The sequence below is a fragment of the Bordetella sp. N genome, assembly GCF_001433395.1.
Taxonomy (GTDB): Bacteria; Pseudomonadota; Gammaproteobacteria; order Burkholderiales; family Burkholderiaceae_B; genus Bordetella_C.
This window is the reverse complement of record NZ_CP013111.1, coordinates 6,939,899-6,964,221: the sequence shown is the minus strand read 5'-3', so window position 1 is coordinate 6,964,221 and position 24,323 is coordinate 6,939,899. Positions and strand designations below refer to the sequence as shown.

At 63.0% G+C, this 24,323-nt stretch carries 20 protein-coding genes and 1 tRNA gene; 8 read left to right on the top strand and 13 right to left on the bottom strand.

Annotated features, from left to right (window positions below):
- Positions 1–66 precede the first annotated feature (66 nt).
- Both ASB57_RS30035 and ASB57_RS30030 read right to left on the bottom strand, forming a co-directional pair.
- Positions 67–849 (bottom strand): 3-hydroxybutyrate dehydrogenase, encoded by a 783-nt coding sequence (locus ASB57_RS30035; RefSeq protein WP_057655777.1) that lies wholly within the window; start codon positions 847–849, stop codon positions 67–69.
- A 105-nt stretch (positions 850–954) separates the two neighbouring features.
- Positions 955–2,124, bottom strand: coding sequence for a cation:proton antiporter (locus tag ASB57_RS30030; protein ID WP_057655776.1), 1,170 nt, complete (start codon positions 2,122–2,124; stop codon positions 955–957).
- Positions 2,125–2,434: 310 nt separating this feature from the next.
- On the opposite strand from ASB57_RS30030, the gene ASB57_RS30025 reads away from it, so the two are divergent.
- Positions 2,435–2,525, top strand: a tRNA-Ser gene (locus ASB57_RS30025).
- A 218-nt stretch (positions 2,526–2,743) separates the two neighbouring features.
- On the opposite strand, the gene ASB57_RS30020 is transcribed toward ASB57_RS30025, so the two are convergent.
- The 5 genes from ASB57_RS30020 to ASB57_RS30000 form a co-directional block, all read right to left on the bottom strand.
- On the bottom strand, positions 2,744–3,763 hold the full coding sequence (locus tag ASB57_RS30020; RefSeq protein ID WP_156414324.1) for a hypothetical protein: 1,020 nt from the start codon (positions 3,761–3,763) through the stop codon (positions 2,744–2,746).
- Positions 3,764–3,815: 52 nt separating this feature from the next.
- Positions 3,816–4,718, bottom strand: a complete 903-nt coding sequence (locus ASB57_RS30015; RefSeq protein WP_082621949.1) for a DUF2167 domain-containing protein — start codon at positions 4,716–4,718, stop codon at positions 3,816–3,818.
- Positions 4,719–4,955: 237 nt separating this feature from the next.
- On the bottom strand, positions 4,956–5,870 hold the full coding sequence (locus ASB57_RS30010) for a nucleotidyl transferase AbiEii/AbiGii toxin family protein (protein WP_057655773.1): 915 nt from the start codon (positions 5,868–5,870) through the stop codon (positions 4,956–4,958).
- The gene (locus ASB57_RS30005; RefSeq protein ID WP_057655772.1) at positions 5,867–6,463 is read right to left on the bottom strand and encodes a type IV toxin-antitoxin system AbiEi family antitoxin domain-containing protein; all 597 of its coding nucleotides are present in this window, start codon (positions 6,461–6,463) and stop codon (positions 5,867–5,869) included. The genes ASB57_RS30010 and ASB57_RS30005 overlap by 4 nt, the downstream gene beginning before the upstream one ends.
- A 182-nt stretch (positions 6,464–6,645) precedes the next feature.
- Entirely contained in the window at positions 6,646–8,694 is a 2,049-nt protein-coding gene (locus tag ASB57_RS30000) for a TonB-dependent siderophore receptor (protein WP_082621948.1), read from the bottom strand.
- A gap of 126 nt (positions 8,695–8,820) precedes the next feature.
- Between ASB57_RS30000 and ASB57_RS29995 the strand changes: the two genes are divergently transcribed.
- Positions 8,821–9,141: a hypothetical protein gene (locus ASB57_RS29995; protein WP_057655771.1), complete on the top strand. Its 321-nt coding sequence runs from the start codon at positions 8,821–8,823 to the stop codon at positions 9,139–9,141.
- A gap of 38 nt (positions 9,142–9,179) precedes the next feature.
- Here ASB57_RS29995 and ASB57_RS29990 read toward each other — a convergent pair whose 3' ends face one another.
- Positions 9,180–9,791: a TetR/AcrR family transcriptional regulator gene (locus ASB57_RS29990; RefSeq protein WP_057655770.1), complete on the bottom strand. Its 612-nt coding sequence runs from the start codon at positions 9,789–9,791 to the stop codon at positions 9,180–9,182.
- A gap of 211 nt (positions 9,792–10,002) precedes the next feature.
- Here ASB57_RS29990 and ASB57_RS29985 point away from each other — a divergent pair, with 211 nt between their 5' ends.
- The 5 genes from ASB57_RS29985 to ASB57_RS29965 all read left to right on the top strand — a co-directional run bounded on the left by ASB57_RS29985 (position 10,003) and on the right by ASB57_RS29965 (position 17,961).
- Positions 10,003–13,446 carry an acyl-[ACP]--phospholipid O-acyltransferase gene (locus ASB57_RS29985; RefSeq protein ID WP_197424906.1) on the top strand — a complete coding sequence of 1,148 codons (3,444 nt, stop codon included), beginning with the start codon at positions 10,003–10,005 and terminating at the stop codon, positions 13,444–13,446.
- Between the two features lie 187 nt (positions 13,447–13,633).
- Entirely contained in the window at positions 13,634–13,909 is a 276-nt protein-coding gene (locus ASB57_RS29980) for a hypothetical protein (protein ID WP_156414323.1), read from the top strand.
- Between the two features lie 185 nt (positions 13,910–14,094).
- A complete protein-coding gene (locus ASB57_RS29975; protein ID WP_057655768.1) occupies positions 14,095–15,600 on the top strand; it encodes an MBOAT family protein in 1,506 nt (501 codons plus the stop codon).
- A gap of 7 nt (positions 15,601–15,607) precedes the next feature.
- Positions 15,608–16,768: a DUF459 domain-containing protein gene (locus tag ASB57_RS29970; protein ID WP_057655767.1), complete on the top strand. Its 1,161-nt coding sequence runs from the start codon at positions 15,608–15,610 to the stop codon at positions 16,766–16,768.
- Positions 16,769–16,776: 8 nt separating this feature from the next.
- Complete coding sequence (locus ASB57_RS29965; protein ID WP_082621946.1) at positions 16,777–17,961, top strand: SGNH/GDSL hydrolase family protein; 1,185 nt, start codon at positions 16,777–16,779, stop codon at positions 17,959–17,961.
- 22 nt (positions 17,962–17,983) lie between these two features.
- Here ASB57_RS29965 and ASB57_RS29960 read toward each other — a convergent pair whose 3' ends face one another.
- From ASB57_RS29960 to ASB57_RS29950, 3 genes are all read right to left on the bottom strand, one after another.
- Positions 17,984–18,961 carry a tripartite tricarboxylate transporter substrate binding protein gene (locus ASB57_RS29960; protein ID WP_057655766.1) on the bottom strand — a complete coding sequence of 326 codons (978 nt, stop codon included), beginning with the start codon at positions 18,959–18,961 and terminating at the stop codon, positions 17,984–17,986.
- A gap of 5 nt (positions 18,962–18,966) precedes the next feature.
- Positions 18,967–19,716: an alpha/beta fold hydrolase gene (locus tag ASB57_RS29955; RefSeq protein ID WP_057655765.1), complete on the bottom strand. Its 750-nt coding sequence runs from the start codon at positions 19,714–19,716 to the stop codon at positions 18,967–18,969.
- Positions 19,717–19,805: 89 nt separating this feature from the next.
- The gene (locus ASB57_RS29950; RefSeq protein ID WP_057655764.1) at positions 19,806–20,765 is read right to left on the bottom strand and encodes a LysR family transcriptional regulator; all 960 of its coding nucleotides are present in this window, start codon (positions 20,763–20,765) and stop codon (positions 19,806–19,808) included.
- A gap of 66 nt (positions 20,766–20,831) precedes the next feature.
- Here ASB57_RS29950 and ASB57_RS29945 point away from each other — a divergent pair, with 66 nt between their 5' ends.
- Complete coding sequence (locus ASB57_RS29945) at positions 20,832–21,878, top strand: NAD(P)-dependent alcohol dehydrogenase (RefSeq protein ID WP_057655763.1); 1,047 nt, start codon at positions 20,832–20,834, stop codon at positions 21,876–21,878.
- 136 nt (positions 21,879–22,014) lie between these two features.
- Here the strand turns inward: ASB57_RS29945 and ASB57_RS29940 are convergent, their stop codons facing one another.
- Positions 22,015–23,376 carry a ParB/Srx family N-terminal domain-containing protein gene (locus tag ASB57_RS29940; RefSeq protein ID WP_057655761.1) on the bottom strand — a complete coding sequence of 454 codons (1,362 nt, stop codon included), beginning with the start codon at positions 23,374–23,376 and terminating at the stop codon, positions 22,015–22,017.
- A gap of 172 nt (positions 23,377–23,548) precedes the next feature.
- Positions 23,549–24,250, bottom strand: coding sequence for a CerR family C-terminal domain-containing protein (locus tag ASB57_RS29935; protein ID WP_057655759.1), 702 nt, complete (start codon positions 24,248–24,250; stop codon positions 23,549–23,551).
- Between the last annotated feature and the right edge of the window lie 73 nt (positions 24,251–24,323).

Here is a 24,323-nt window from a genome sequence, read left to right as displayed (position 1 = left end):
TATTGAATGTTCAGCGCGGCGGGATAAGGGCTGCGGCGCCCTGGGTAGCGGGCCGCGGCGCCTGCATCAACGCGCGGTCCAGCCGCCGTCGACCGAGATCGTGGTGCCGGTGACCTGTTCGGCCGCGGGCGACGCCAGGTACACGGCGGTACCGCCCAATTGTTCCGGCGTGACGAACTGCAGCGACGGCTGCTTTTCGCCCAGCAGATCGCGCGCGGCCTCTTCCTGGCTGATGCCTTTCGACGCAGCGATGGCGCTGATCTGCTTTTCCACCAGGGCGGTACGCACCCAGCCCGGGCAGATGGCGTTGGCGGTGATGCCCTGCCCCGCGGTTTCCAGCGCGGTGACCTTGGTCAGGCCCACCACGCCGTGCTTGGCGGCGACATAGGCGGATTTATTCGCCGAACCCACCAGGCCGTGGGCGGACGCGATGTTGATGATGCGGCCCCAGCCTTGCTTCTTCATGTGCGGCAAGGCGGCGGCGGTGCCGTGGAAGACGGCGGACAGGTTCAAGGCGATGATGGCGTCCCAGCGGTCGGCGGGGAAGTCTTCGATCAGGGACGTGTGCTGGATGCCGGCGTTGTTGACGATGATGTCGATACGGCCGAGCTGCTTGACCGTGTTCTCGACCAGGCCGCGCACGGCGTCGCCGCGGCTCAGGTCGGCGCCGTCGTAGAGTGCCTTGACACCGTGAGCCAGGGCCAGGCCGGCACGGGTTTTTTCGATATCGGCGGCGTCGCCGAAACCGTTCAGCACCACATCCGCCCCTTGCGCGGCCAACGCCGTGGCGATCCCCAATCCGATGCCGCTGGTGGATCCGGTGACGACCGCTACTTTTCCTTTCAGCATGAAGAATCTCCTATACGCATGCAGGGCGTGATGAAGGGGTGGGAACCGCCGGCGCGCCGGGCGTCAGGCCCGTGGGCGCGCCCTTGCGGACGCGCGGCGCCGGGATCAGTCCGCCGCCGCTTCCGGAGTGTAGCCGCGTCGCGCCCGGGCGCGCATGCGCATGCGTTCCAGGATCTTCAGCCAGACCGGCACGATGGCCATGGACACGGCCACCACCACGGAGATCAGGTCACGGTGGGGCACTGACAACAAGCTGTTATCCACAGCCTCGTTGAAGATGGCGAAGCCGAACTCCCCGCCCTGCGCCAGGCCGATGGCGAAAGGCAGCCGGTGATAGGCCGGCAGGCCGGTCCAGCGCGCGATGCCGTACAGAATCAGGCCCTTGATCACCAGCAGGCCGATAACCCCCAGCACCACGAAAGGCCATTGCTCGCGCAGGACGTCCAGGTTGATGACCATACCGATGGACAGGAAGAACAGGCCCAGAAGCAATCCCTTGAACGGCTCGATGCTGGCTTCCATCTCTTCGCGGTAGCGCGACTTGGCCAATAGCACGCCCACCAGGAAGCCGCCCAGGCCGGCCGACAGCCCGGCGTGGTCGAACAGTTGGGCAGTGCCGATCACCACCAGCAAGGTGGCGGCGGTGAAGAGCTCCTGCAGCTTGGCCCGCTGGACCCAGGTCATCAGCCTGAAGACCCGCGCCACCACGATGACCGCCACGGCCGAAGCCCCTTCCACGAAGGAAGGCGCACGGCTGCCGCCACCGCCGATGATGCCCACCGCGACCAGGATGGGGATGGCGGCCATGTCCTGCCACAGCAGAATGCCCACGGCCGTGCGGCCCATGGGCGTGCGGCTGAGTTCGCGCTCGTCGAGCAGGCGCATGGCCACGGCGGTGGATGACAGCGACAGGGCCAGGCTGCACAGGATGGCGCCCGCCCAGGACATGCCGATCAGATGGCGCAGCGCCCCGCCCAGCAGCAGCGTCAGGGCGGCGGCGCTGAGGATCATCTGCAGCGAGCCGATGCCGAACACTTCCCGCCGCATCGCCCACAGCCGCGACGGCGCCATTTCCAGGCCGATCACGAACAGCATCATCACCACGCCCAGCTGGGAGATGTTGGTGATGGCGGGCACGTCCTGCACGAGGCCCAGGCAATAGGGTCCGATAAGGATGCCGGCCACCAGATAGCCTGGAATCGCGCCCAGGCCCAGCAACTGCGTCAACGGCACGCAGATCACGGCGGACAGCAGTAGGACGATGACGATTTCCATGTAGGAATCCTGGCGGGCGGGCGGGCTGGCGCTGAGGGAACAGGCATTCTGACAAGAAATTACCCTGCCGGGTGCGTCCGGGTATGCGGCAATTCAACAACTTTACGATTGGCTAGCTAAATTTCCGAAATCTCTGCTAGAATGGCGAGCTTTGCTGCTCCACGCACATTTCAGGTGCTAAATCTGATCAGGCGCTGGGTACCCGAATGCAAGTCAAATTCGGGAGTTGAGTTCTTCTTCGATGACGATCTTGGCTGGCGGCAAAACGATAGCCTCGATTCGACCACGGGGTTATTGAATGCAGTACCCCGGAGAGGTGGCAGAGTGGTCGAATGTACCTGACTCGAAATCAGGCGTACGGTATCCCCGTACCGTGGGTTCGAATCCCACCCTCTCCGCCAAATACTGAAAGCCCCTGAACTTCGTTCAGGGGCTTTTTTCTTGCCGCCCCCGACAGTGCGCTCAGTCGACCTTGGCCTCTCCCTCCTCTCTTGAAAAGGGGCGCGTACATCTCTGTAAAAGGTCCAAGGAACGTGGCTGAAATACGCGCGACGGCCCGCATGGCCGTACTCGGCGAAACGTGGCCCCCCCCCCCAGCGGCCACTCCGGACCCCAAGTCTCAATGTAATTCAGTCGAGCACAAATCGGCGCGGTGCGCGACAAAAGCGGTTTCGATAATCGTCCGAGCGTTGGTGTTGATCGCCTTGGCACTCTGCTTTGCGATTTCGCTGTCAGGACGCTCGGGGTAAAACACGACCATCTCGCCCAGTCGCGCGCTGGCCGTGAAGCTGGTCTTCGGCATACGGCCGAGACTGAATATCTGGTAGTCCCGCGCAGCGTCCATCGCCTGCGCGAATTTGGCGACCGCCGGCGTGGCTTCATATTCCGCCACTTCGGCGCGCTGCGACGGGGACAGATTGCCCAGATACGCCTGCTCCACGGATTCACTCAAGGCTTGCAGCATCGTCCCGAGGTTGGTCCAGGCCTCCCAGGTCGCGGGTGCCACGGGCCACATGGTGCGCAGGGAAAGGAAGGTGTCGGCGTAGGCAGGACTTATCGCGCGCAGGGCGGAGGCCACATGGTCCAGTTCGCCTGTGCGTGCCAAGGTCTCCTTGAATTCGATGAGATACGCCACATTAGGCTCGCCGGTATCGATGTCGATAAGTTCGCCCTGCAGGACTTCCGTCAGGGCGCGCCCGACATCGGAGATGCTGCGGTACTGCGCCGTCTCAGTACTTGTCAGCGCCTGCATGGACTGTTGGTATTCGGCGTCGGAAAGTTGGTCCGCCACCCACCGCAGGGGTCCGACGTTGCTTGCCGCTTTGAACTGCATGGCGGCTTCGTACAGCCTGTCGCCCGCTGCATCGAAATACTGGCGGTAGTCCGGCATTAAGTAGCGTATCGTGCCTCGTTCGGGCAGACAGCGCTTCAGGAATGCATAGCGCCTGATGTCCTGGCCGAAAGTGGAAAACTTCATGTTCGGTTTGGCCCAGGCCTTCGCGAAGTCACTGGTATTGTCCATGGCAGCTTGCAGCGCGCGCTGGCGGTCGAGCGTCTTGCTGGCTTCGGCGCCTGCCGCCGAGCCAAGCAAAGGGAACATGATCAGGAATGCGATGGTCTGGATCAGTCTCTTCTTCACAGATGTCATTGCTCCGGAATTTATGGGACGGCTCTGCCGACGTGAGCCTTGACTAGCGTCTGCGTCGGCGCCAATGGTGTTGGACCATGAAGCAGGCGCCAGCGCCGGCTATCAGCCAGAACCATGCGGCCGAGAATAGTTGCCCAATGATGCTTCCCGTGCCCGTACCTGCTTCTTCCACCGTCGGGTCGGCGTCACCAAGCACCAGGGCCGCCAGCCCGGACTTCGCGACCTTGTCACCGGCTCGAAAATCGGCGTAGTTTTCGCCGGGGTGGTAGGTGAAGGTTGCCAGGATTGCCTTGAGCGCGGCGATGTCGTTATCGGTGACCGTGCCATGGGTCACAAGCGCAGCCGTCATCACGCCGTGGCGCCCCAGGATCCGGACGATGTAGTTCGAACTAGGGTTGCCCTGGTCGTCATGGAGCTTGACGCCCCATTCGAGCCGCCTCGTCTCCTGATCATAGTGGGGTGGAATTTGCCATCCATCGCCGAATATGACCGGCAGGCCAAGGCGACGCCGCCTGTCGTTATACAGCTCCTGCCCCTGCAGCATCTTGATGTACAGCGCGGTCGCATCGATCTTCTCGCCGTCGTTGACGTAGCCGAAGGAAGCGAATGAGAAGTACGCGAACCGGCGCAGCCTGGCTTCGGCAATCACATAGCGCCCGTCTTCGGGTGGATTACCCATGAGCCGGTTGAACTGTCCGACTTCGGTGCCGGCAAGGAAGGCGTAGCCCTTGGGTACCTGGATCGTCGCTCGTCCCGCAATGACTACGGATCGAGGTCCTACTTCCCAGTGCAGTTTGCGTAGCTCCGCGAATAAATCACGAGCAGGGCCCTGGCCGTAAGTCGGCGGCACCACGAAGAAAAGGAGAAGGAAAACACACAGGAATCCCGGCGTACGGCGCTGGCGCCCCAGTTGCGATGATGAGGCCGCGCTCTGTGAAATTCTCACTACTTGCTCCGACGGTCCCGCCCAAACGTTCGATCAGTTTATTTATCGATATTATTCTATTTGTTGCGCAATGTGTGAATTATGCGAATGCTTGACACGCACGTAAGGTGTCCCCGAAATATCCGTACAGGTCAAAACTGGAGGTAAGGTTGCCTCCCAGCGCCCCGCTTGAGATGAGGAGAAGCCATGAAGCGGCCGAGATTTGCCGAGCGGTCTTCCCCCTGTCTGATGACGTACCTACGAAACAGACTTACTCCATCCTTGTTCGCGGTGCCAGTTATATGACGAGGTGCGCCCAGACGCTATAGCCGCCAACACCGGCATCAGCATTCGCCTCAACATTGCGACCACCTCGGTCAGGGGCACTGCGCTCAGCGCATTCTTGTGTTGAAAGGCAAGCCATTGGGCGGACTTCCGCTCGTCTTCGGCAAATTCGTCAGTCAATCCAAACGGCGGCTCACCCGAAATTTTGGTCGCCCGGCGCGCGAAAGTCGCGCGAATCGCTTCGGTAAGTATCGGACCGTCGAAATCGCAGTGGGTGGCCATCACCCACAGATCAAAGTAGTCCTTCATCCGTGTGTTGAGAATCCCCAGGGACACTATCGCTTCCAGCTTCTCGGCTATCACGGTATAGCGGGGATAAACCCGCAGATTCGGGCTTGGCAAGTCATCAAGAATGACTGGATACAACGCGTCCTCCGGGCCTGGGACGACCGCGTCATTGAAGCCGACATCGATTTGAACCGGACAGCGCGCCCCATCTAGCACACCGACCACAGTCAACCTTACACCGGCGTAATTCGCCTCCTTTCGAATTTCAGTTGCCCTGAGTGTCTCTGCGGAGAAGACGATCCCGTCATCCACTTCTATCTGGCTGATCTGCCGAAAAGTCTGCATCAAGTCGGGAATTTCGGCGAGGCCAAAACCGAGCAAATCCGCGTCGCGCGTAGGTCGGTGCGGAATATCAAACCAAAGATCGAACAACAGCGCGCCCTTTAGCAAGAACTGATCGCGTTGATCCGACACGCTCAAGCGATACAACATGCGCTCTAGCGCGTAGCGCGTGAGAATCAAATTGAAGTCCAGATGCTTGGCGCGGGCTATGTTCAGCAGTCGGGCACGTATAGAAGCAGCAACATTGCGTTGGTTCAAGTCAGGCTTTCCAAATATGGACGCATCACATTGGCTACCCGGCAAACCTTTGCACAATGCCAGATATCCTGGCTGGTGACTCGCTTGTCCCGCCACGCCTCACGTAGCGATTCCAGCGCGACATCCATCCCGATCTTGTTGCGAAACTTGAAGCAGTCGACGACTGTCTTCGCGATCGATGTGACGCGGATGGCAACGCCGTCAATGGTATGTTCTTCGACGCCCAGCGACAGAGTCGCGTCCGAAAATCGGACTATTCTTACAGGCGGGTAGTCGATTTGAGGCGCTGCGGCCTTGTTGGCGATCGCGACCCAGACCTCGAACGGAGCCTGAGTAGTCAGGCCATGGAACTGCAACGCCGACAGCAGACAAATCACACCCTTAGGTACTCGGATAGCCGCTGCGGCTAGCGTCCCATGCTCTGAACGGAACTCCCGCAAGCCGTAAACGCCACGAGAAACGCGTACCAACTGGCCACGGCGAACTGCTCGCGTCAACGCAACGCGAGGAATGCCCAGTGAGGCCAGGTCACTCGACCGGATCACCCCATGAGTGCGAATCAGTTCGACCAGCGTGACTTCAGCGTTCTCCATAGCTACGAAGCTTGTTCCATTTCCTCGGTACTTGTCAATAAGTACCGAGGAAATGGAACAGGCGAGTCGGCCAGGCGGAGCTCGCCCGCAGGTCGTACAACGACCATGAAGTTAATGCGGACTGCAAACTAAAAAGCCCCTGACTCGCGTCAGGGGCTTTTGTAACTATCCCTGGAGTGGGATTACCACTGGTACTTCACCTGCATATCCACGGTACGGCCGCGGCCGTAGTAGCAGTAGAAGTCGCAACCGCTGATGTACTTCTTGTCGGTCAGGTTGCGGACGTTGAGCTGCACGGTCCAGTTGCGGTTGATTTCGTACAAACCCATCAGGTCGAACAGCGTGACGCTGCCGATCTTCTCGTCCGGGTAGTAGGTTTCATCCACGGTGGAACCGTTGTAGCGAACGCCGGCGGCCAGGGTCAAAGCTTGCGAGCTGGGCAGGACCAGGCGATGGCTGACCCACGCGCTGAACTGGTTCTTCGGGATCAAGGGCACACGCACGCTCTCGTCGGAACTGACGTCCTGACGCGCATGGTTGTGCGTATAAGCCAACTTCAGGTTGGTCGCCTTGCCGACACGGAAATCCGTGGACAACTCGATACCCTGGTTCTTGCGCTTGCCGATCTGCGTCTGGATGTTGGTCGAATCCGCCGCCAAGGCATTCTTCTCTTCCAGATCGAAATACGCCAGGGTCGCGGTGCCGTTCAGCCAATCCGGATTGAACTTCAAACCCACTTCGCGCTGCTTGCCTTCATACGGCTTGTAGCCCCGACCATAACCATCCGAGCCCGCCACCGGCTGGAACGACTCGGAGTAGTTGAAGTAAGGCGACACGCCGTAGTCGCTGATGTACATGGCGCCGAAATTCCGGCTGTTGTGGCTGACGTCGTAATCGGCGTTGGTGCCGGACGACAAGCTGTCACCCTCGGCCTTGTCGTGACGAATGCCGCCGGTGAACAGCCAGTTGGTCCCAACCTTCACTTGCGACTGGAAGTACGCGCCAAGCTGCCGCGTCTTCTGCTCGTAGGGCGTCCCGCTGACGTCGAACGGCTGGCCATAGACGGGGTTGAACATATCGATATTCGGCGCAAACCCGAAACCGTTGTTGTCCCCATCCGTCTTGGAATGCAGATAGTCGAAGCCGACCGTGGGAATCCACTCCACGCTGCCCCAGTTGACCTTGCCCTTGACCCGATTGTCGATGTAGTTGTTGTTCGTAGCGCCGTTGGTATAGCTATACCCGCGGATCGCTTGACGATTACCGTCCGAACCATAGGCAAACGTGTTCTGCTGGTCGATGTCCAGGCGCGTGAACTTGTAGTTCTGCGTGAATTCCCAACCATCGGCGAACTCGTGGCGGAACAGCCAGCCCGCGCTGACCTGCGTGCGGCGCAGATAATCCGAATACGGCTCACCCAGGTTGGTGGTGCGACCAATGTGGCCGTAAGGCGTATCGATCAGCGAGCCGTAGGCAGGCATGAAGCCGTTGGTCGGCGTGCCGTTCTCACGCTGGATGCTGGTCAGCAGCGTCAGCGAAGTGCGGTCGCTGAAATCCATCGTGACGCTGGGCGCCAGATAGAAGGTCTGCATGTCGGTGTGACGTTGCTGCCCGTCTTCCTCACGGGCCAGGCCGACGATGCGGTAGTACACGGAGCCGCTTTCATTGGCGATACCGTTGTAGTCGACGCTCAAGCCACGCCGATTGTTATTACCCACCTCGGCGCCAAGGCTCAAGGCCTCTTCCTTGTGCGGCCGCTTGGTCACCAGGTTGACCACGCCACCCACCGCCGCCGCGCCGAAGATGCTGGAGTTGGCGCCCTTCACCACTTCCACCGACTCGACACCAAAGATTTCAGGCTTCCATACGAAGAAACCGTTGGGCGTGGTGGGCGTGCCGTCCAGCGACGTCGAAGCGTCGAAGCCGCGAATCTTGAACCAGTCGACCTTGTTGTCGCCACCAAAGGGCTCGCTGACGATACCGGCTTGATATTGCAAAGCCTGGTCGAGCCTGCGTGCACCCGTCCGCTCTATGGCGTCCTGGTTGATCACGACGCTGGAGCCGGGCGACAGAAAGTCGACGCTCTGCAGCGCGTCCACCGTCCCCACCACCGTCACCGTGCTCAGCTCCTGGACTGGAGCGGCAGCAGACGATTGTTGAGCGTTGGCTACGCCATGCAAGCCAAAGGCTCCCAAGATAGCTGCGTTGATCGCGGTCAGGTATGTGCGCATGGAATCGTGTCAGGAAAACGTAATTAGGGAACTCAGTGGCGGAATGGTAATAGAAGCCATTCTCATACTCAAACAATTTGTATCTGTTTAGCCACACTTTCATCTAACATCCGATGGATGAGAGCCTTGAAGATTTCCCTGTGCTGCGGATTGGGCGGCGCTTTGTTGTTTGGTGTGATGGCCGTGGTGTTCAGCGGGGGCGACCTGTTCTGGGCCCTAGCGGCGGCGGTGATCGGCCTGCTACTGGGGCTGCTGGCCGCCCCGGAGTTCGAGCCCAAGGCCTTCAGGCACGCGGCCTTGTATCAGTGCCTGTGCGGCGCGCTGGCCGGCGGATTGATCGGGGGATGGCTCACCGCCAGCGCCCAGACCGGGCTGATGGCGGCCGCGATCGGCGCGCTGCTGGGCTGGTTGGCGCCGCGCTGGCTGCACCACGTGCAAGGGCCCTAGGGCAAACACGCGGTCCGGCGACCTGAACCGACGCGCGGTTAGCGCCCCGCCCCACCACCCGCGGCAGCGATGGCTTCGCGGGTGCGCGCAATGGCCGCGGCCAGGGGATCGGTCTCGCCCAGCAGGTCGAACGTGCCATTCAAGGCGAAGAAACAGTGTCCGTGCACCAGGGCAAATATCGACCGGGCCAGTTCCGGCCCTGCCGCCTTGCGCGCGGGAGGCAGCGCGGCGGTCACTTCATCGATCAGGATCCCGGTCACCCCCGCAAGCTTTTCGGCGTAAGACGCCGGCAACGCGGCATCTTCCGGCAGACGGAAGTCGTATAGCGCCGCCCAGGCATGCCGGTGGTGCGCCGCGAAATCGAAATACACGGCGATGGCCTGTTCCAGACGCGACGCGCCGGCAGGCGCGCCCTCCAGCCTGGCCACCAGCGCCGCGCGCCACATATCCAGGGTTCGCCCATTGACCGCCAGCATCAGGCCATCGTAGCTGCCGAACACGTTGTACAAGGTGCCGACGGAATAACCGATGCGCTTGGCCACCTCGCGCGCCGAGAACCGGGCATAGCCCACCTCGGACAGCAACAGGTGCCCTTCGCCAACGATCAGTTCGGCAAGCTCTTCGCGGGTGTGGTCGGATCGGCGGCTCATGAGGCGCAATCACAAGGTAAAAGCCAGGAATTCCGACAAGATAAAGAGAAAATTGAACACTGTCCAATAAATCGTCGAACACAATCCAAAAATTTATTGAACACTGATCAATTTCATGCCAACATGCATCCCACTATCAAGGATCGGCCTTTCCCTCCGGGAGACCGCCGACTAAAACAACAGCCCTTGTCGTATTGAGGAAGAAAGCAGAATGTCACCCTCCCCGCATTTCTCCTTGCTAGCTAAACGCCGCCTAGGCCCGCTCTTCCTGGTCCAGTTCCTGGGGGCGTTCAACGACAATCTTCTGAAATACGCCCTGCTGTTCATGGCGAATTTCGGTCTGTACGCCGCCGACCCGAGCCGCGCCAAGATGCTGGCCACGGTTGCCACCGGGCTGTTCATCCTGCCTTACTTCCTCTTTTCCGCCCTGGCCGGGCAACTGGCCGACCACTATGACAAGGCCCGCCTGATCCGCTGGATCAAGGCCGCCGAAATCGCCATCATGGTGCTGGCACTGGCGGGCTTCTGGGCCCTGTCCATTCCCTTGCTGCTGGCGTCGCTGTTCTTCATGGGGCTGCACTCCACCCTCTTCGGCCCCGTCAAGTACTCGATCATCCCGCAGCAACTGGCGGAAAAGGAAATCATGGGCGGCACCGGCCTTATCGAGGCCGGTACCTTCCTCGCCATCCTCGCGGGTCAACTGCTGGCAGGTGTGATCTCCATCCATACCGCCGGCATGGTGCTGATCGGCCTGGCGGCCCTGGGTTTCGTGGCCAGCCTGGCCATTCCCAAGGCGCCCCCCATCGGCGGCCAGCAACCCATAGACTGGAATATCTTCAAGAGCACCTGGGCCATCCTGGCCATCGCGCGCCGGACGCGCGGTGTGTGGCTGGCCATCCTGGGCATCAGCTGGCTGTTCGCCGCGGGCGCCGTCCTGGTCTCCCAATTCGCGCCGCTGGTCTCGGACCGGCTGGCGTCCTCGCAGAACGTCGCCACGCTGTTCCTGATCGTGTTCTCGCTGGCCATCGCGGCCGGCTCCATCGTCGTCAACCGCCTGCAGAAAGGCGAGGTCTCGGCCCGCTACGTGCCCATCTCGGCGCTGGCCATGGCGCTGGGCCTGATCGACCTGTGGCTGTCCACCAGCGGCTTCGTGGCGCAAACCACCGGCGCCACCGTAAGCCAGTTCATCGCCACATCCGGCGCCATCCGCATCCTCGTCGACCTGGCGGTGGTCGCCTTCGCCGGCGGCATGTTCGTGGTACCGCTCTACGCCATCATGCAGGTCATGAGCCCGCCCGAAGAATGCTCGCGGGTAGTAGCCGCCAACAACATCGTCAATGCCGGCGTCACCGTGGTCGCCGTGCTGGTGGTGGCTGGCCTGCTGGCCGCCAAGACCGATATCCCCGCCATCATCGGCGTGCTGGGTTTCGCGACGCTGATCGTCGCCATCGTATCGATCTGGCTGCTGCCGGAAACGCTGTTCAAGGACGTGGTGCGCCTGATCCTGCGCGTGATCTACCGCGTCGAGGTCAAGGGGCTGGAACACATGCCGCGTCCGGGCCAACCCGCCGTGGTCGTCGTCAACCATATTTCCCTGCTGGACGGCCTGCTGCTGGGCGCCTTCCTGCCGGGCAAGCCGACCTTCGCCGTCAACACCACCATCGCCCAGTCCTGGTGGATCCAACCCTTCCTGAAGCTGTTCAAGGCCTTCCCCGTCGACCCGACCAACCCGATGTCGACCAAGGCGATGATCAAGACCGTGCGGGAAGGCAATACGCTGGTGATCTTCCCTGAAGGACGCATCTCCGTCACCGGCGCCCTGATGAAGGTGTTCGACGGCCCGGGCATGGTCGCCGACAAGGCGGACGCCCCCATCATTCCGGTGCGCCTGGATGGTCCCCAGTACACGCCGTTCAGTTACCTGAAGGGCAAGGTGCGCTCGCGCTGGTTCCCCAAGATCAGCCTGACCGTGCTGACGCCGCGCCGCTTCCAGATCGAGGAAGGACTGACCGCGCGCCAGCATCGCGAGGCCGCCGGCCGCCGCCTCTACGACGTGATGAGCGACATGCTGTTCTCCACGTCGGGCACTCACACCACCCTGTTCGGCGCGCTCTGCGAGGCCCGGGTCGTGCACGGCGGCAACGCGAAAGTGCTGGAAGACGTCAAGCGCAAACCGTTGACCTACGATCGCCTGATCGTCGGCGCGCAGCTGCTGGGCAAACGCCTGGCTGCCCAGACCGAACGCGGCGAGGCCGTGGGCATCATGCTGCCGAATATCAACGGCGCCGTGGTGGCCTTCTTCGCGGCCCAGGCGGTCGGCCGCGTGCCCGCCATGCTCAATTTCACCGCCGGGCTCAACAACATGCAGTCCGCCTGCACGACGGCGCGCATCCGCAACGTGATCACCGCGCGGGCCTTCGTCGAACAGGCTGGTCTGGCCGCGACGGTCACCGCGCTGGAAGCCGACGGCGTGCGGGTGCTCTGGCTCGAAGACCTGGCCGCCAGCGTCGGCGGGCTGGAGAAACTGTGGGCGCTGCTGACCGCGCGCCGCGCCCCGGCCCGCCATGCCAAGCTCGCCATCGCGGCCGACGCGCCGGCGGCGATCCTGTTCACGTCCGGATCGGAAGGCACCCCCAAGGCCGTGGTGCTGACGCATCGCAACCTGTTGTCGAACTGCGCCCAACTGGCGTCCCGCGTCGACTACAACGCCAGTGACGTGATCCTCAACGCGCTGCCCATCTTCCACAGCTTCGGCCTGACCGGCGGCACCCTGCTGCCCCTGCTCAATGGCATCCGCACGGTGATGTACCCAAGCCCGCTGCACTACAGCATGGTCCCGGCGCTGGCCTATGACGCCAACGCCACCGTGCTGTTCGGCACCGACACCTTCCTGGCCGGCTACGCCCGCATGGCGCACGGCTACGATTTCTTTTCCGTGCGCTACATCTTCGCCGGCGCCGAAAAGGTCCGCGAGGAAACCCATCGGGCATATGCCGAGAAATTCGGCTTGCGCATCCTGGAGGGTTACGGCGCCACCGAATGCTCGCCCGTCATCGCCGTCAACACGCCCATGCATTTCAAGGTCGGCACCGTCGGCCGCCTCTTGCCCGGCATCGAAGCGCGACTTGAAGAAGTTCCCGGCATCGCCGAAGGCCAGCGTCTGTATATCCGTGGCCCCAACGTGATGGCGGGCTACATGCTGGCGGATGCGCCGGGCGTCTTGAAGCCGCCGGCCGAAGGCTGGCACGACACCGGCGACATCGTCAGCCTGGACAGCGCCGGCTTCATCACCATCCGCGGTCGTGCCAAGCGCTTCGCCAAGATCGGTGGCGAAATGGTCAGCCTGCCCGCGGCCGAAAACCAAGCCACGGCTTGCTGGCCCGGTTTCGAACATGCCGTCGTCACCCGCCCCGATCCCAAGAAGGGCGAGACGCTGGTGCTGTTTACCACCGCGCCCGAGGCAAACGCCAAAACCCTGCAGCAATGGGGCCGCGCCCATGGCGCCACGGAATTGATGATTCCCCGCGATATCCGCGTACTGGACAAACTGCCGGTATTGGGCACCGGCAAACTCGATTATGTGACCATGAGCGCCATGGCGGCCGCGGCTCCCGCCACCGCCGACACGGACGAAAAGGAAGTGGAGGAAGCATAGGCCTGGCGCAATATCGCCGATATGAACGATGGGCCGCTCAGATAGCCCGCTATAGATTGCGTCAAGGCAATTCCGCCATACTGGAGACGCGATCTTGAGGGCAGCCATCAAGACAAAAATCTGCGCGGCCACGGGCCTTTTTTTGATTAATACCTGCTGCGCCGCCGCTATCTGCGAAGCCAATCTCGTGCGCTCCACAAGAGTGGAGCCCGATAAATATACCTTCGGCTTTTCCGTGCAAATGGTCCACTGCCCTTTCGTCGCCTGCGAGGCGGCGATCCGCTACAAGGTGAACTACACGGAATTACTCAATGGCGGCCGTGTCGCCCTGGACCGCCGTTATCTGTTTTCCGCCGACATCGGCAATGGCGAACACGTCATCGACGATACCGTCACGGTGAGCACCAGCCGCTTCGATCCCCGGGTCGAAGACGTGGAAATCCTGGGCGTATCCTGCTCCTGACACAGTCCTGCTGACACGCGAATGAATACCAGCCCTGCGCCGCCGCACCTTGATGTTGATTAACAACATTCAAGAAACCGGCAGCAGCAGGACTGTAAACTTCGCCCTTCCTTCGCGAAGGCGCACGGCGTCGCGGCGAACGGCAAACCAACGCACACACCAACCAGGAAGAAGAGAAGTATTTCGTGGGCCTGATATCCATAGAATTCGGCTTGGGATTCCCCCTGTTTTTCTTCCTGTACTGGATTTGCCGTCCACGCCCGGACATCCAGAATCTGTTATTGACCGTGGCCAGCCTGGCGCTGCTGGCTTATTACGGTTCCCCCCGCATCGCCGCCTGCGTCGTGGTTTTCACGGTGCTGGTTTATCTGGTGACCAAAGCGATGCAGGCCGGCGCCTCGGCCTCGGCACGCAAAGCCTTGTTGATAGTCGGTGTCGCCCTGGCGGTGCTGAACCTGGTTTTCTGGAAATACGCCGAACCCTGGCGCGTACCCTTCGGCGGATGGTTATCGGACCAGGGCCTGGACTTCGACCTGCAAAACCAATGGCTGCTGCCCTTGGGCCTGTCCTATTACACGTTCCAGGGCATCAGTTACCTGGTGGCCTGCTATCGCGGCGACATCACGGTGAGCCGGCGCCTGAGCCTGATCGAACTGCTGGGACACTTCGGCCTGTTCCTGACGGTGACGGCCGGCCCCATCATTCGCGCCACCGATGCCAAACATCTGACCAGCTACGACAACGCGCCCTGCAACGCCCTGGACCAGATCAAGACGCGCGAACCGCGCCGCATTCTGCAGCCGACCTACGCGCTGAGCCTGATCCTGGCCGGGCTGGCGAAGAAATGGTGGTTATCCGGCTGGCTGGCCGCGCATATCGTCACGCCGGTTTTCGCCAATCCGTCGCAGTATCACTCCCTCGACATCTTCGCCGCGATCCAGGGCTACACGCTGCAGCTGTTTTTCGATTTCTCGGGTTATAGCGACATGGTGGTCGGGCTGGCCATGCTGCTGGGCCTGCGGCTGCCGGTGAATTTCCGCGCGCCGCTGCTGGCGCATAATCTGCGCGAGTTCTGGAACCGCTGGCACATCAGCCTTTCCACCTGGATCCGGGACCATATCTATGTTCCCCTCGGCGGCAGCAAGCAAGGTTTCTGGCGTACGCAATTGAATCTGCTGGCCGCCATGGGTTTATCGGGCGCCTGGCATGGGTATGGCTGGAAATTCGCCATCTGGGGATTGCTGCATGGCATCGGCCTGGTGTTGCTGAATATCGGCGACCGTTTGCTGGGCCGCGTGCCGGCGTGGCGTGCCGCCGGCAAGAAGCGCGACCTGATCTCCGGCCTGGGCCGGCCAGCGCGCATCCTTTCGGTCTTCCTGACCGTGCAGTTCGTCTGCGTGTGCTTCGTCCTTTTTCCGATTCAGGATCTGGGCGAAGTCGCGCGGCTATACAGCGCTTTGCTGAACAACTTCCATGACGTCCGCATCGGCCCGTGGACCCTGCCCGCGCTGCTGGCCATGCTGCTGTTGTGGGTCGTCTATCCCAAGCTGCGCCGCCTGCCTGAAACGTTTGCCGCCGGCCTGGCGCGCCTGCCCGCCCTGCTGCGCCCGGCGCTGATATTCGCCGCTTTTGTCCTGATCGTGCTGCTGGCGCCGTCCGGCATCCCCGGCTTCATGTATGCCAATTTCTGATTCCACCATGGCATCCCCGCGCATCCAATCCCTATCGGCCCTGTCCACCCTGGCATTACTGCTATTTCTGGCACTGGCCTCGCTCTGGCTGATGCAGGGCCCCATCGGCATCTATTACCAACAGACCTATCATCGCGCCTATCCCCTGGCCGCCCTTGAGGACAACGACGCCTGGAAAGCCGGGCAGCGCGTCTGGGCGAGCCTGAATGGCGCGATCGATGATCTTGGCAGGTCCCTCGACGCCAGGTCGGCCGAGCTGACCGCCGACGCCAATCAGAAGTACGTCCTGACCGAGGATTTCTATCGCCACGAGCGCGAAGCCAGGGAACAGGAAGAGAGCCAGCGCCGCGAAGCCGCCGCCCTGCTGGCCCGCCGCCAGGCGGAAGCCGAGGCACAACAGCAGGCCGCCCAGGCCCAGCAACGCGAACAACAAGCCGCCCTGGACCAGCGCAGTCAAGCCCTGGCGCTGGCCGCCAAACAGCGCGCCGAGGAGCAGGCCCGGGCCAACTATCTGATGATCGCGCCGCCCGGCAAGGTATTCATGGCGGGCGACTCGCTGATGCAAGGCATCGCCCCGCACCTGCTGCGCACGCTGAAGACGCAATATGGCATCGAAGGCGTCGACCTGAGCAAGCAAAGCACCGGCCTGTCCTATCCCAGTGCCTTTAACTGGCCCGACACGATCTCGCGCACCATCGCGAAGGATCCCGCCATCCGCCTGCTGGTCATCATGCTGGGGCCCAACGATCCCTGGGACATGCCCGATCCCGCCAACAGGGGTGGCAAATTCCTGCGTTTCAAGACACCGGAGTGGGAAGCCGTCTACCGGCAGCGTATCGCCGGCATCATTCAATCCAACGCGGCGAAAGGCGTCAGCACGCTATGGATAGGCGCGCCCGGCATGAAGGCCGCCCGTCTGGACGGCCAGATGTCATGGTTGATGGGTATCGTGCAGGACGAGGTGCAGAAGCAAGGCGCCATATTCATCGACACGCGCGGCCTGCTGCCTGGAGAAAACGTCGGTTACAGCGACTCCATCATGCTGGACGGCAAGAACACGAAAATGCGCAGTGGCGACGGCATCCATTTTTCCGTCGCCGGCCAGAGATACCTGGCGCGGCAGATTTTGGATAAGCTCCGTCTGCCGCCAACGGTTTCGTCACAGTGAGTTCCCCCATGCTTTCGTTGCTACGCCCTCGTACCCTTTTCGCCGCGCTGACGCTGGGTGCCGGGCTGTCCATACTCGCGCCGGCCGCGCGGGCGCATGCGCTTTACGACTATGGCGACAAGAACACGGCCCGCATCGTCTCGCTTTTGAATACCAGCGCCGGCAAGCAAGACGGTTTCCACATGGTGCAGATCGGCGATTCGCATACGGCGGGCGACTATTTCACCGATTATCTGCGCACCCAGTTGCAGCAACGCCTGGGCGACGGCGGCATAGGCTGGGCCATGCCGATGTATGCCAGCGGACAAAGGCTGGCGCGCGTGGGTTATGAAAACGACGGCTGGGAACTGCTCAATAGCCGCAACGCCGGCGAAGCGGACTATCCCTTCGGCGGCATGATCGCGCGCGGCACCGGCGGCGGTGGCCAGCTGACGTTGAAGACCAAAGGGGACGACAGCCCCCAGCAAAAGATCACGATGGTGATCAGCCAGGCCGCGGGCGACCCGCCGCTGCACATCATCGACGCGGACAGCGAAGTACAGGACGTCAAGGCCAGGCGCGCGGACGGATCCTGGTCGCAGGCCACCTTCACCGCCCGCCTGCCTTTCATCGTCACCACCGAAGGCAGCCCGAACACGCGTATCGGCGGCTGGTGGCTGGCCGCTGAACGGCCGGGCGCCATCGTGTCCGCGGTGGGCATCAACGGCTCCGAGCTGTCCCAATGGGACCGCTGGCGCGCCGGCTGGATGGACGACCTGGCGCTGGGCAAGCCCGACTTGATCGCGCTCGCCTACGGCACCAATGAAGCGTTCCGCGGCACCCTGGACCCACTGGAGTTTCGCCGCACGCTGGAAACGGCCATCGACCAGCTACGCGCGAAGTTTCCCCGCAGCGCCATCCTTATCATCGGTGCGCCCGAATCGCTGACGTCGCTTCGGGGCGGCACCTGTGGCCAGCGCGCGCCGTCCCTGAACGCGGTCCAGCAGGAGCAGCGCGCCGTCGCGCGCGAGAAGCACACGCTCTATTGGGACTGGCAGCAGGCGATGGGCGGAGGCTGCTCGATGCGCAAGTGGGTCAATCAGAAACTGGCCCGCAAGGACGGCGTTCATTTCAGCCAGGAAGGCTATGAGCGCGCCGCCGAAGACCTGCTCAGCGGCCTGGTGCACCTGCGCGCGGGCGCGACCAGTCGCTAAAAGCAAACGCTAAAAACGAACATCACTCCGGACGCTGCTGCTCCAGCGCCGCCAGCAGCTTGGGCAGACTCGCGCCGTCGGATTGCAGCTGCCGCGCGAACGCTTGCGGGGTGCCCTCGCCGGGCTCGAAGCCCAGGGCATTGAGCTTGCCGCGGAACGCATCCTGCCGCGCCAGCCCACGCAGGCCGCCACTGATGCGGTCGACGATGGCGGTCGGCGTGCCCGCCGGCGCCAACAGACCGAACCACGACGGACTGAAGGGAATCACCGTGCCGGCCTCGACCAGGCTGGGTATGGACGGCGCCAACGGTGAACGCTGGGCCTGTATCACCGCCAGCGCGCGCAGCTTGCCGCTGGCCAGATGCGGCAGCACGCCCGGCAAGGCACCCGCCGCGGCGTCGGTTTCGCCCGCCATGGCGGCTACGGTTGCAGGGCCCGCGCCCTTGTAGGGAATGGTGCGCCATTCGCCGCCTTGGGCCTGGCTTATCTTCAATACCGCCAGATGGGGCTCGTTGCCGAAACCTGGCGTGCCTACGGTCACGCCCTTGCTTCTGGCCTTGCTCACCAGGTCCGCCAAGGTGGCGATGGGTGAATTCCCCGCGACGACGATCACCAAGGGACTGGTCGCGACCATGCCGACGGGGCTGAAGCTGCTGATGGGGTCATAGCGCGCCACCCCAGGCATCAGGGTGACGTTGGCGACCAGCGCGCTGCCCGACAACAGCAGCGTGGATCCATCGGGGTCGGCCTTGGCGACATAATCGAAGGCGATATTGCCGCCCGCGCCCGGCCGGTTCTCGATCACGAAATTCGTTTGCAAGGCCCCGCCCAGGGCCTCGCCCAGATTACGTGCGAGCAGGTCCATGGCGCCGCCCGGCGCCAGCGGCACGATCAGGCGCGTCGGGGTGGCCGCGCGCGCGGTTTGTGTAAGAAGCGCGGACGGCAAGGCAGCGGCCAGTGCCGCGCCCAGGAAGTGGCGGCGTGAAAAAGCGGTAGACATGGCAATCAGGCGGAATGGGCGTGGAAGAAATCGAGCAACAGCCCGGGATAGCGGGCGCGGTTTTCCTCACCCTCCCAGGCATCCTCGATGCGCGAGTCGCGGGCCAGCGCGTGAATCTCGTCGGAGATCACCCCCGGATGCGGCGTATCGTGGCCGCGCAATATCAACAGCGGCGTGGTCACCTTGGAAACCAAGGTCCGATCCACGGAGAAGATGAAGTCGCCGCCATAAAGCAATTCATACTGGCGCGCCAGCAAGGCGGCATCGACGTCAGGCCTGCGCGCGCGAAAGCCTTCCGACCAGTCGTGGAAGGAATGCTCGAAATGCTCGCGGTTGTGATCGTCCAGGCCCGAGGTCGCCTGCACGACGAAGGACGCCACGCGGGCGCCCGCGCGCTCGATAAGCTTGAAGCCGAAGGGACCGCCGATACAGGCGCCAAGGATATGGAAGCGCTCGATGCCCAACTGATCGAGCAGGCCCAGATGATCCGCGGCATAGTCATCCCATGTCACGGGCCGCGTATAAGGCGCGCTCGACCGCCCCGCATTGCGCTGATCCAAGGTGATCAAGCGGAAATGTTGCGCGAGGAAAGGCCGGGGATCGGGGAAATTGCGCGGCTTGCCATTGGCGCGGATGCCCCAGAAGTGGGCTTGCGAATCCTGGCCGCCGGGCGCCAGCGCCAGGATGGCGGGTCGCGCGGGATCGCCCGCGTCCTCGTAGTACAGGGCAGTGTCACCGACATTCACAACGGGCATGCGGACTTCTCGCTACAGACAAAAACAATCGACAGGGTTCGATTATTCGGGCCCGCATGGCCTCACAACAAATACAAGATATCGATAAGCTAACGCCCTGAGGGAGACGCCTGATCGCGTGGCAGCCCCGCCGCCAGCAACGGCGCCAGGCGCTCGACCAGCATGTCGATCACCACCCGCGTCTTCAAGGGCAAGGCGCGCGTTTGCGGCCAAACCGCGTGCAGGACATAACCGAAGGGGTAAGGCTCGGTGAACACCTGCACCAGCCGGCCCTCGGTCACCGCGTCGGCCACCAGCCAGCCGGGCAAGCGCGCCAGGCCCATGCCCTGGCAGGCAGCCATCACCGTGACCTCCAGGCTGTTGCAGCTGAAACCGTGACGGGACGGCACGTAAAGGTCGAGGACCCGTCTGTCGGCATCGTGAAACTGCCAGGGATGAGGCGCGTTATGACGCGAATAGCCCACATAGGCATACCGCTCCACGTTAGCCATCAAGGCTTCGACGCTGTCCGGCCCGCCATGTGCCGCCAGGTACTCGGGCGCGGCGTACACGCGCATGCATTGCTCGCCCAGGCGACGCGCGACCAGCATGGCGCTGTCGCCGAGGGGACCACTGCGGATGGCCAGATCAAAGCCCTCTTCCACCAGGTCGACGGAACGATCGCTGAAGGACACGTCGAAACCGAGTTCTGGATGTCGCTGTCCCAATTCCAGCAGCAGCGGTGCGATGCGGGTGCGGCCCAGCAATTCAGGCATGGTGATCCGCACGACGCCACGGGGCTCCTGCCGTCCCGCCTCGATGGCGGCGTCCGCCGCTTCGAGTTCGGCCAGGGCCCGCCGGCACCGCTCGTAATAGGCCTGGCCGTCCTCGGTCAGACTTTGGCTGCGGGTGGTGCGATGGAACAGGCGGATGCCCAGGCGCTCTTCCAGCCGGGCCACGCTCTTGCCCACGGCGGAGCGGGTCAGGCGCAGGCGCTGCGCGGCCAGCGCGAAATTGCCGGCTTCGACCGCCGCGACAAAGGCCTCGATACCGTTAAGACGTTCGCTCATCGTAGATTTACAGGCACCATTCAAACGAAAAAATGACGCCACTGCGGAGTGTTTGGATTCAGTAGCATGACCCATCCCTACTCCCATCGCAAGGCAGCCTTCATGACCGACACCTCTTTCCGCTGGCAAATCGACGCCTATGGCCACCACAACCTGCAACGCGTGCAGGCCCCTATTCCTCAGCCGGGGCCGGGCCAGATCGTGGTCAAGGTCGAAGCCGCCTCGCTCAACTATCGCGACCTGATGTTGACCGGCAACGACAAGGACTATGGCTGGTCCGCGCCCCTGCCCTTCGTGCCGGCGTCCGACCTGGCGGGCACGGTCAGCGCCGTCGGCGCGGGTGTCAGGCAATGGAAGGAAGGCGATCGGGTGATCAATACCTTCCGGGGTGGCTGGCTCGACGGCCTTGCGCCGGCGGATGTGATTCCCATGGGCGGCCCGGGTCCGGGCGCCCTTGCGTCGCATGTGCTGCTGGATGCACAGTGGGCCGTCGCCGCGCCAGCGACACTGAACGCGGCGCAGGCCAGCACTTTGCCGTGCGCGGCGCTGACGGCGTGGTTCGCCCTGGTCGAGGAAGGTCACTTGAACGCGGGGCAGACCGTCTTGATACACGGTACGGGCGGGGTCGCCTTGTTCGGCCTGCAGTTTGCCCGCATGCATGGCGCGCGGGCCATCGTCATTTCAGGGGCTGAAGACAAGCGCGCCAAGGCGCTGGCGCTGGGCGCCAATCATGTGCTGTCGAGGCACGACGACTGGGTTGCCCAGGTGCGCGAATTGACCGGCGGGCGTGGCGTGGAGCAGGTGCTGGAGACGGTCGGGGGCGCCAACCTGGGCCGTTCCATAAAGGCCTCGGCGCAAGACGGCCACCTCAGCGTGATAGGCGTGCTGGAAGGTAGCGACTTCAGCGGGTCCGCCTATGCCGCGATCGGCAACCGGGTGACGATCAAGGGCATCGCGGTGGGGCATCGACGGGCGCTGCAGGACATGGTGCGCGCCGTCGATGCGAATGCCCTGCAACCCGTCATCGCCGCCGAATACGGCGCCGATGACGTGCCGGCGGCGTTCCGCCACCTGGAGCGCGGCGCCTTCGGCAAAGTAGTGGTGCGCTTCTAAGCGCACGCCAAACCTGTTCCATCATGGAATGGCCGCGGACATCTAGCCGCTGCCGATCGGGGACACCGCGGAGCCGGCTTTGCCGGTCCGCCAGTGTCGCCCCCTGGGGGGCCCGCGTAAGCGGGTACGGGGGAGCTTAATACCCCCAGCAAGTGCCGGTGGCGGGTTTGCCGCAAGAACGGTAGTTCGCCGCGAACCACAGCTTGCCCGCGCCACGCGGGGAGCCGTCGCTCTTGACGTCATTGCGCGGCAGCTCTTCCAGCGTGTCGCGCGCCGTCTTGGTGGGCGAGCCGCTGGCGGCGCCAGCCACCAACTGGATGCGGCCCAGCTGGGCGGCCGTGGCCGTGCCGGAAACGACGGCATTATCTGCCAGCGCGGACATCTTCAGCGAAGCGTCACGCACCGCGGCGGCGTAGCTGTCCGTCGCGCCCGTGGACGCCAGGGCGCTGCTCAAGGTACTGACCGCCAGGATCTGCGTCAGCGTGTTGGGCGCCGCCGTACGGTAGTTGGTCAGCGGCTGCAGATTGCCCAGCGCAACCTGGTTGCGCAGCCAGTCGCCCCACTGGAATTCAGCGAACTCGGGCAGGTCACCGTTGCTATAGGCGATGTCGCGGGTGAAGTAGACCAGCGAGCGGTACTTGTCCTCGCTCATCCCGCCCGGTTCGCTGTCATGCGGCAGGCCAACGCGGGTCGGCAGCTGATCGGCGGTGATGGGCTGGTTGTTGCCGTCACGCAGCCAGGCTTTCTTTTCGTCGACCATGCGGGTCCAGAAAGCAGATGCGGTACCGATGTCGCTGTAGTTGGCGTCGACCTTGACGTATACCGGCAGCTTGGGACCGCCATCGGCAATCTCGCGCAGAGACGAGAAAGTGTGGTGGCCGTCGGTCAGATACAGATTGCCGTCCCAGCCCACCACCACGGTCTTCAGCACGTCGGCATTGGTTCCGGGCGCATCGGCGCAGGTGAAGGTGGTCGGGTCGTCCAGACGCGCGGCCTGCGCTTCGGCGATGGTCGCGAAGTCGGCGGCGCGCTCGCTCATGCCCATGTCCTCGCAATAGTCGTCGAACTTCTTGCCGACCGTGCGATTCAGGTAATCGAGTTGATTGGTGGGGTTGGCCGCCCAGGTGGGACGGTTGAAATCGCCTTGCCAGCGGCCCAGCTTGTAATAGATCTGGTCGTAGCCGATGGCATCCTGGGTCGGATGCAGCTCTTCGATGCGCACCTGAATGATGTCGCCGGCCTTGGCCGTCAGATAGGCCTGGTTGCGCGTGTCCTCGGGCTGTTCGGCCGGGGTTTCGGGCGTGTCCGGCGTGGCGGGGGTCTCGACGGGGGCGGTGGCAACCGGCGTCGCATCTTCATCGTCGTCGTGATCGCCGCCGCAGGCGGACAGGACCAGGGGCAGCGCCAACGTGGCGCCCAGGGCGAGACGGCGCAGGCGCGCCAGGGTCGTGGGGCTGAGGGGCGCGGACGCGCTGGCGGAGACGGAAGCTGCAGGCATGGGAGTCGATCGCTCTTTCAACAGGAAGTCAGAAAATAAGGGGGCATTCTGACCACACAATATGTCGGAGATATTTCTAGACGTGACGTAGCCGACATTTCTCCGGCAACGTCTCCCATTAATCCCGCTTCTTCATTCATTTATCGTTATCAATAACTGACAACGACCTGACTCAGGCCCCGCGACTCCAACTTTCCAGCAGCAGGCGCGTCTGCGCGCGGACCGTGGACTTGATCAGATCTGCTTTTTCAGCGTCGATATCGGCCCAGCCGAACAGTGTCAGGGTGGCCCGGCGCGCGATGTGAAATACCACCAATTGGCCGTTGAGGCTCATCATGCGCACCAGGTTCTCGGGGTCTTGGGGATCGCGCCCGGTCAGGCGGCCAAGCAACTCCGCGCATAGATCATTGAGCGGCTTGCGCATGCGGCGTTGCAAGACCTCCGACGCGATACCCGGCTCATGGCCCGCCTGCTCGCGCGCGAAGAACATCCGGGGGTCGGGGTCGCGTCGCGCCGTGAACATCTTGTCCGCGATCGTCTCCTGGATGCGGATGAAAGCGCCGATCAGACGCTCGGCGTCCCCATTCTCCGCCAGCACCTGCCGCGCATTCAGCACGGCGGGCTCGAACAAGGCCAGGGTTTCGTCCGCGATGTGCTCCGCGCAAGCCCGGTACAGCCCTTCCTTGTTCTCGAAGTAGTACTGCAGCGCAGGGGCATTGACTCCCGCGCGCTGGGCGATATCGCGGGTCGAGGCGCCGTCGAAGCCCGCCTCGCCGAAGCGCTCGATCGCCGCGTCGATGATCCGCAGGCGTGTTTCATCCCCGCGGGCGTACCCGCCCGCGGCAGGACGCCGGGGCCGTTTGGCATCAATCATTGTTCTTCTCCCGCAACCGTAACAAGCAACACAGGTCAAAAATATAACACTTGATAAATTTTTTCCGATCGAT

Bases quoted from the DNA above. Each gene is read 5' to 3' on its own strand.
- ASB57_RS30005 (WP_057655772.1), bottom strand. From the start codon at position 6,463: ATGGAGAACGCTGAAGTCACGCTGGTCGAACTGATTCGCACTCATGGG.
- ASB57_RS29990 (WP_057655770.1), bottom strand. From the start codon at position 9,791: ATGAGCCGCCGATCCGACCACACCCGCGAAGAGCTTGCCGAACTGATC.
- ASB57_RS29985 (WP_197424906.1), top strand. From the start codon at position 10,003: ATGTCACCCTCCCCGCATTTCTCCTTGCTAGCTAAACGCCGCCTAGGC.
- ASB57_RS30030 (WP_057655776.1), bottom strand. From the start codon at position 2,124: ATGGAAATCGTCATCGTCCTACTGCTGTCCGCCGTGATCTGCGTGCCG.
- ASB57_RS29965 (WP_082621946.1), top strand. From the start codon at position 16,777: ATGCTTTCGTTGCTACGCCCTCGTACCCTTTTCGCCGCGCTGACGCTG.
- ASB57_RS30035 (WP_057655777.1), bottom strand. From the start codon at position 849: ATGCTGAAAGGAAAAGTAGCGGTCGTCACCGGATCCACCAGCGGCATC.
- ASB57_RS29945 (WP_057655763.1), top strand. From the start codon at position 20,832: ATGACCCATCCCTACTCCCATCGCAAGGCAGCCTTCATGACCGACACC.
- ASB57_RS29955 (WP_057655765.1), bottom strand. From the start codon at position 19,716: ATGCCCGTTGTGAATGTCGGTGACACTGCCCTGTACTACGAGGACGCG.
- ASB57_RS30000 (WP_082621948.1), bottom strand. From the start codon at position 8,694: ATGCGCACATACCTGACCGCGATCAACGCAGCTATCTTGGGAGCCTTT.
- ASB57_RS29935 (WP_057655759.1), bottom strand. From the start codon at position 24,250: ATGATTGATGCCAAACGGCCCCGGCGTCCTGCCGCGGGCGGGTACGCC.
- ASB57_RS29970 (WP_057655767.1), top strand. From the start codon at position 15,608: ATGGCATCCCCGCGCATCCAATCCCTATCGGCCCTGTCCACCCTGGCA.
- ASB57_RS29950 (WP_057655764.1), bottom strand. From the start codon at position 20,765: ATGAGCGAACGTCTTAACGGTATCGAGGCCTTTGTCGCGGCGGTCGAA.
- ASB57_RS29960 (WP_057655766.1), bottom strand. From the start codon at position 18,961: ATGTCTACCGCTTTTTCACGCCGCCACTTCCTGGGCGCGGCACTGGCC.
- ASB57_RS29940 (WP_057655761.1), bottom strand. From the start codon at position 23,376: ATGCCTGCAGCTTCCGTCTCCGCCAGCGCGTCCGCGCCCCTCAGCCCC.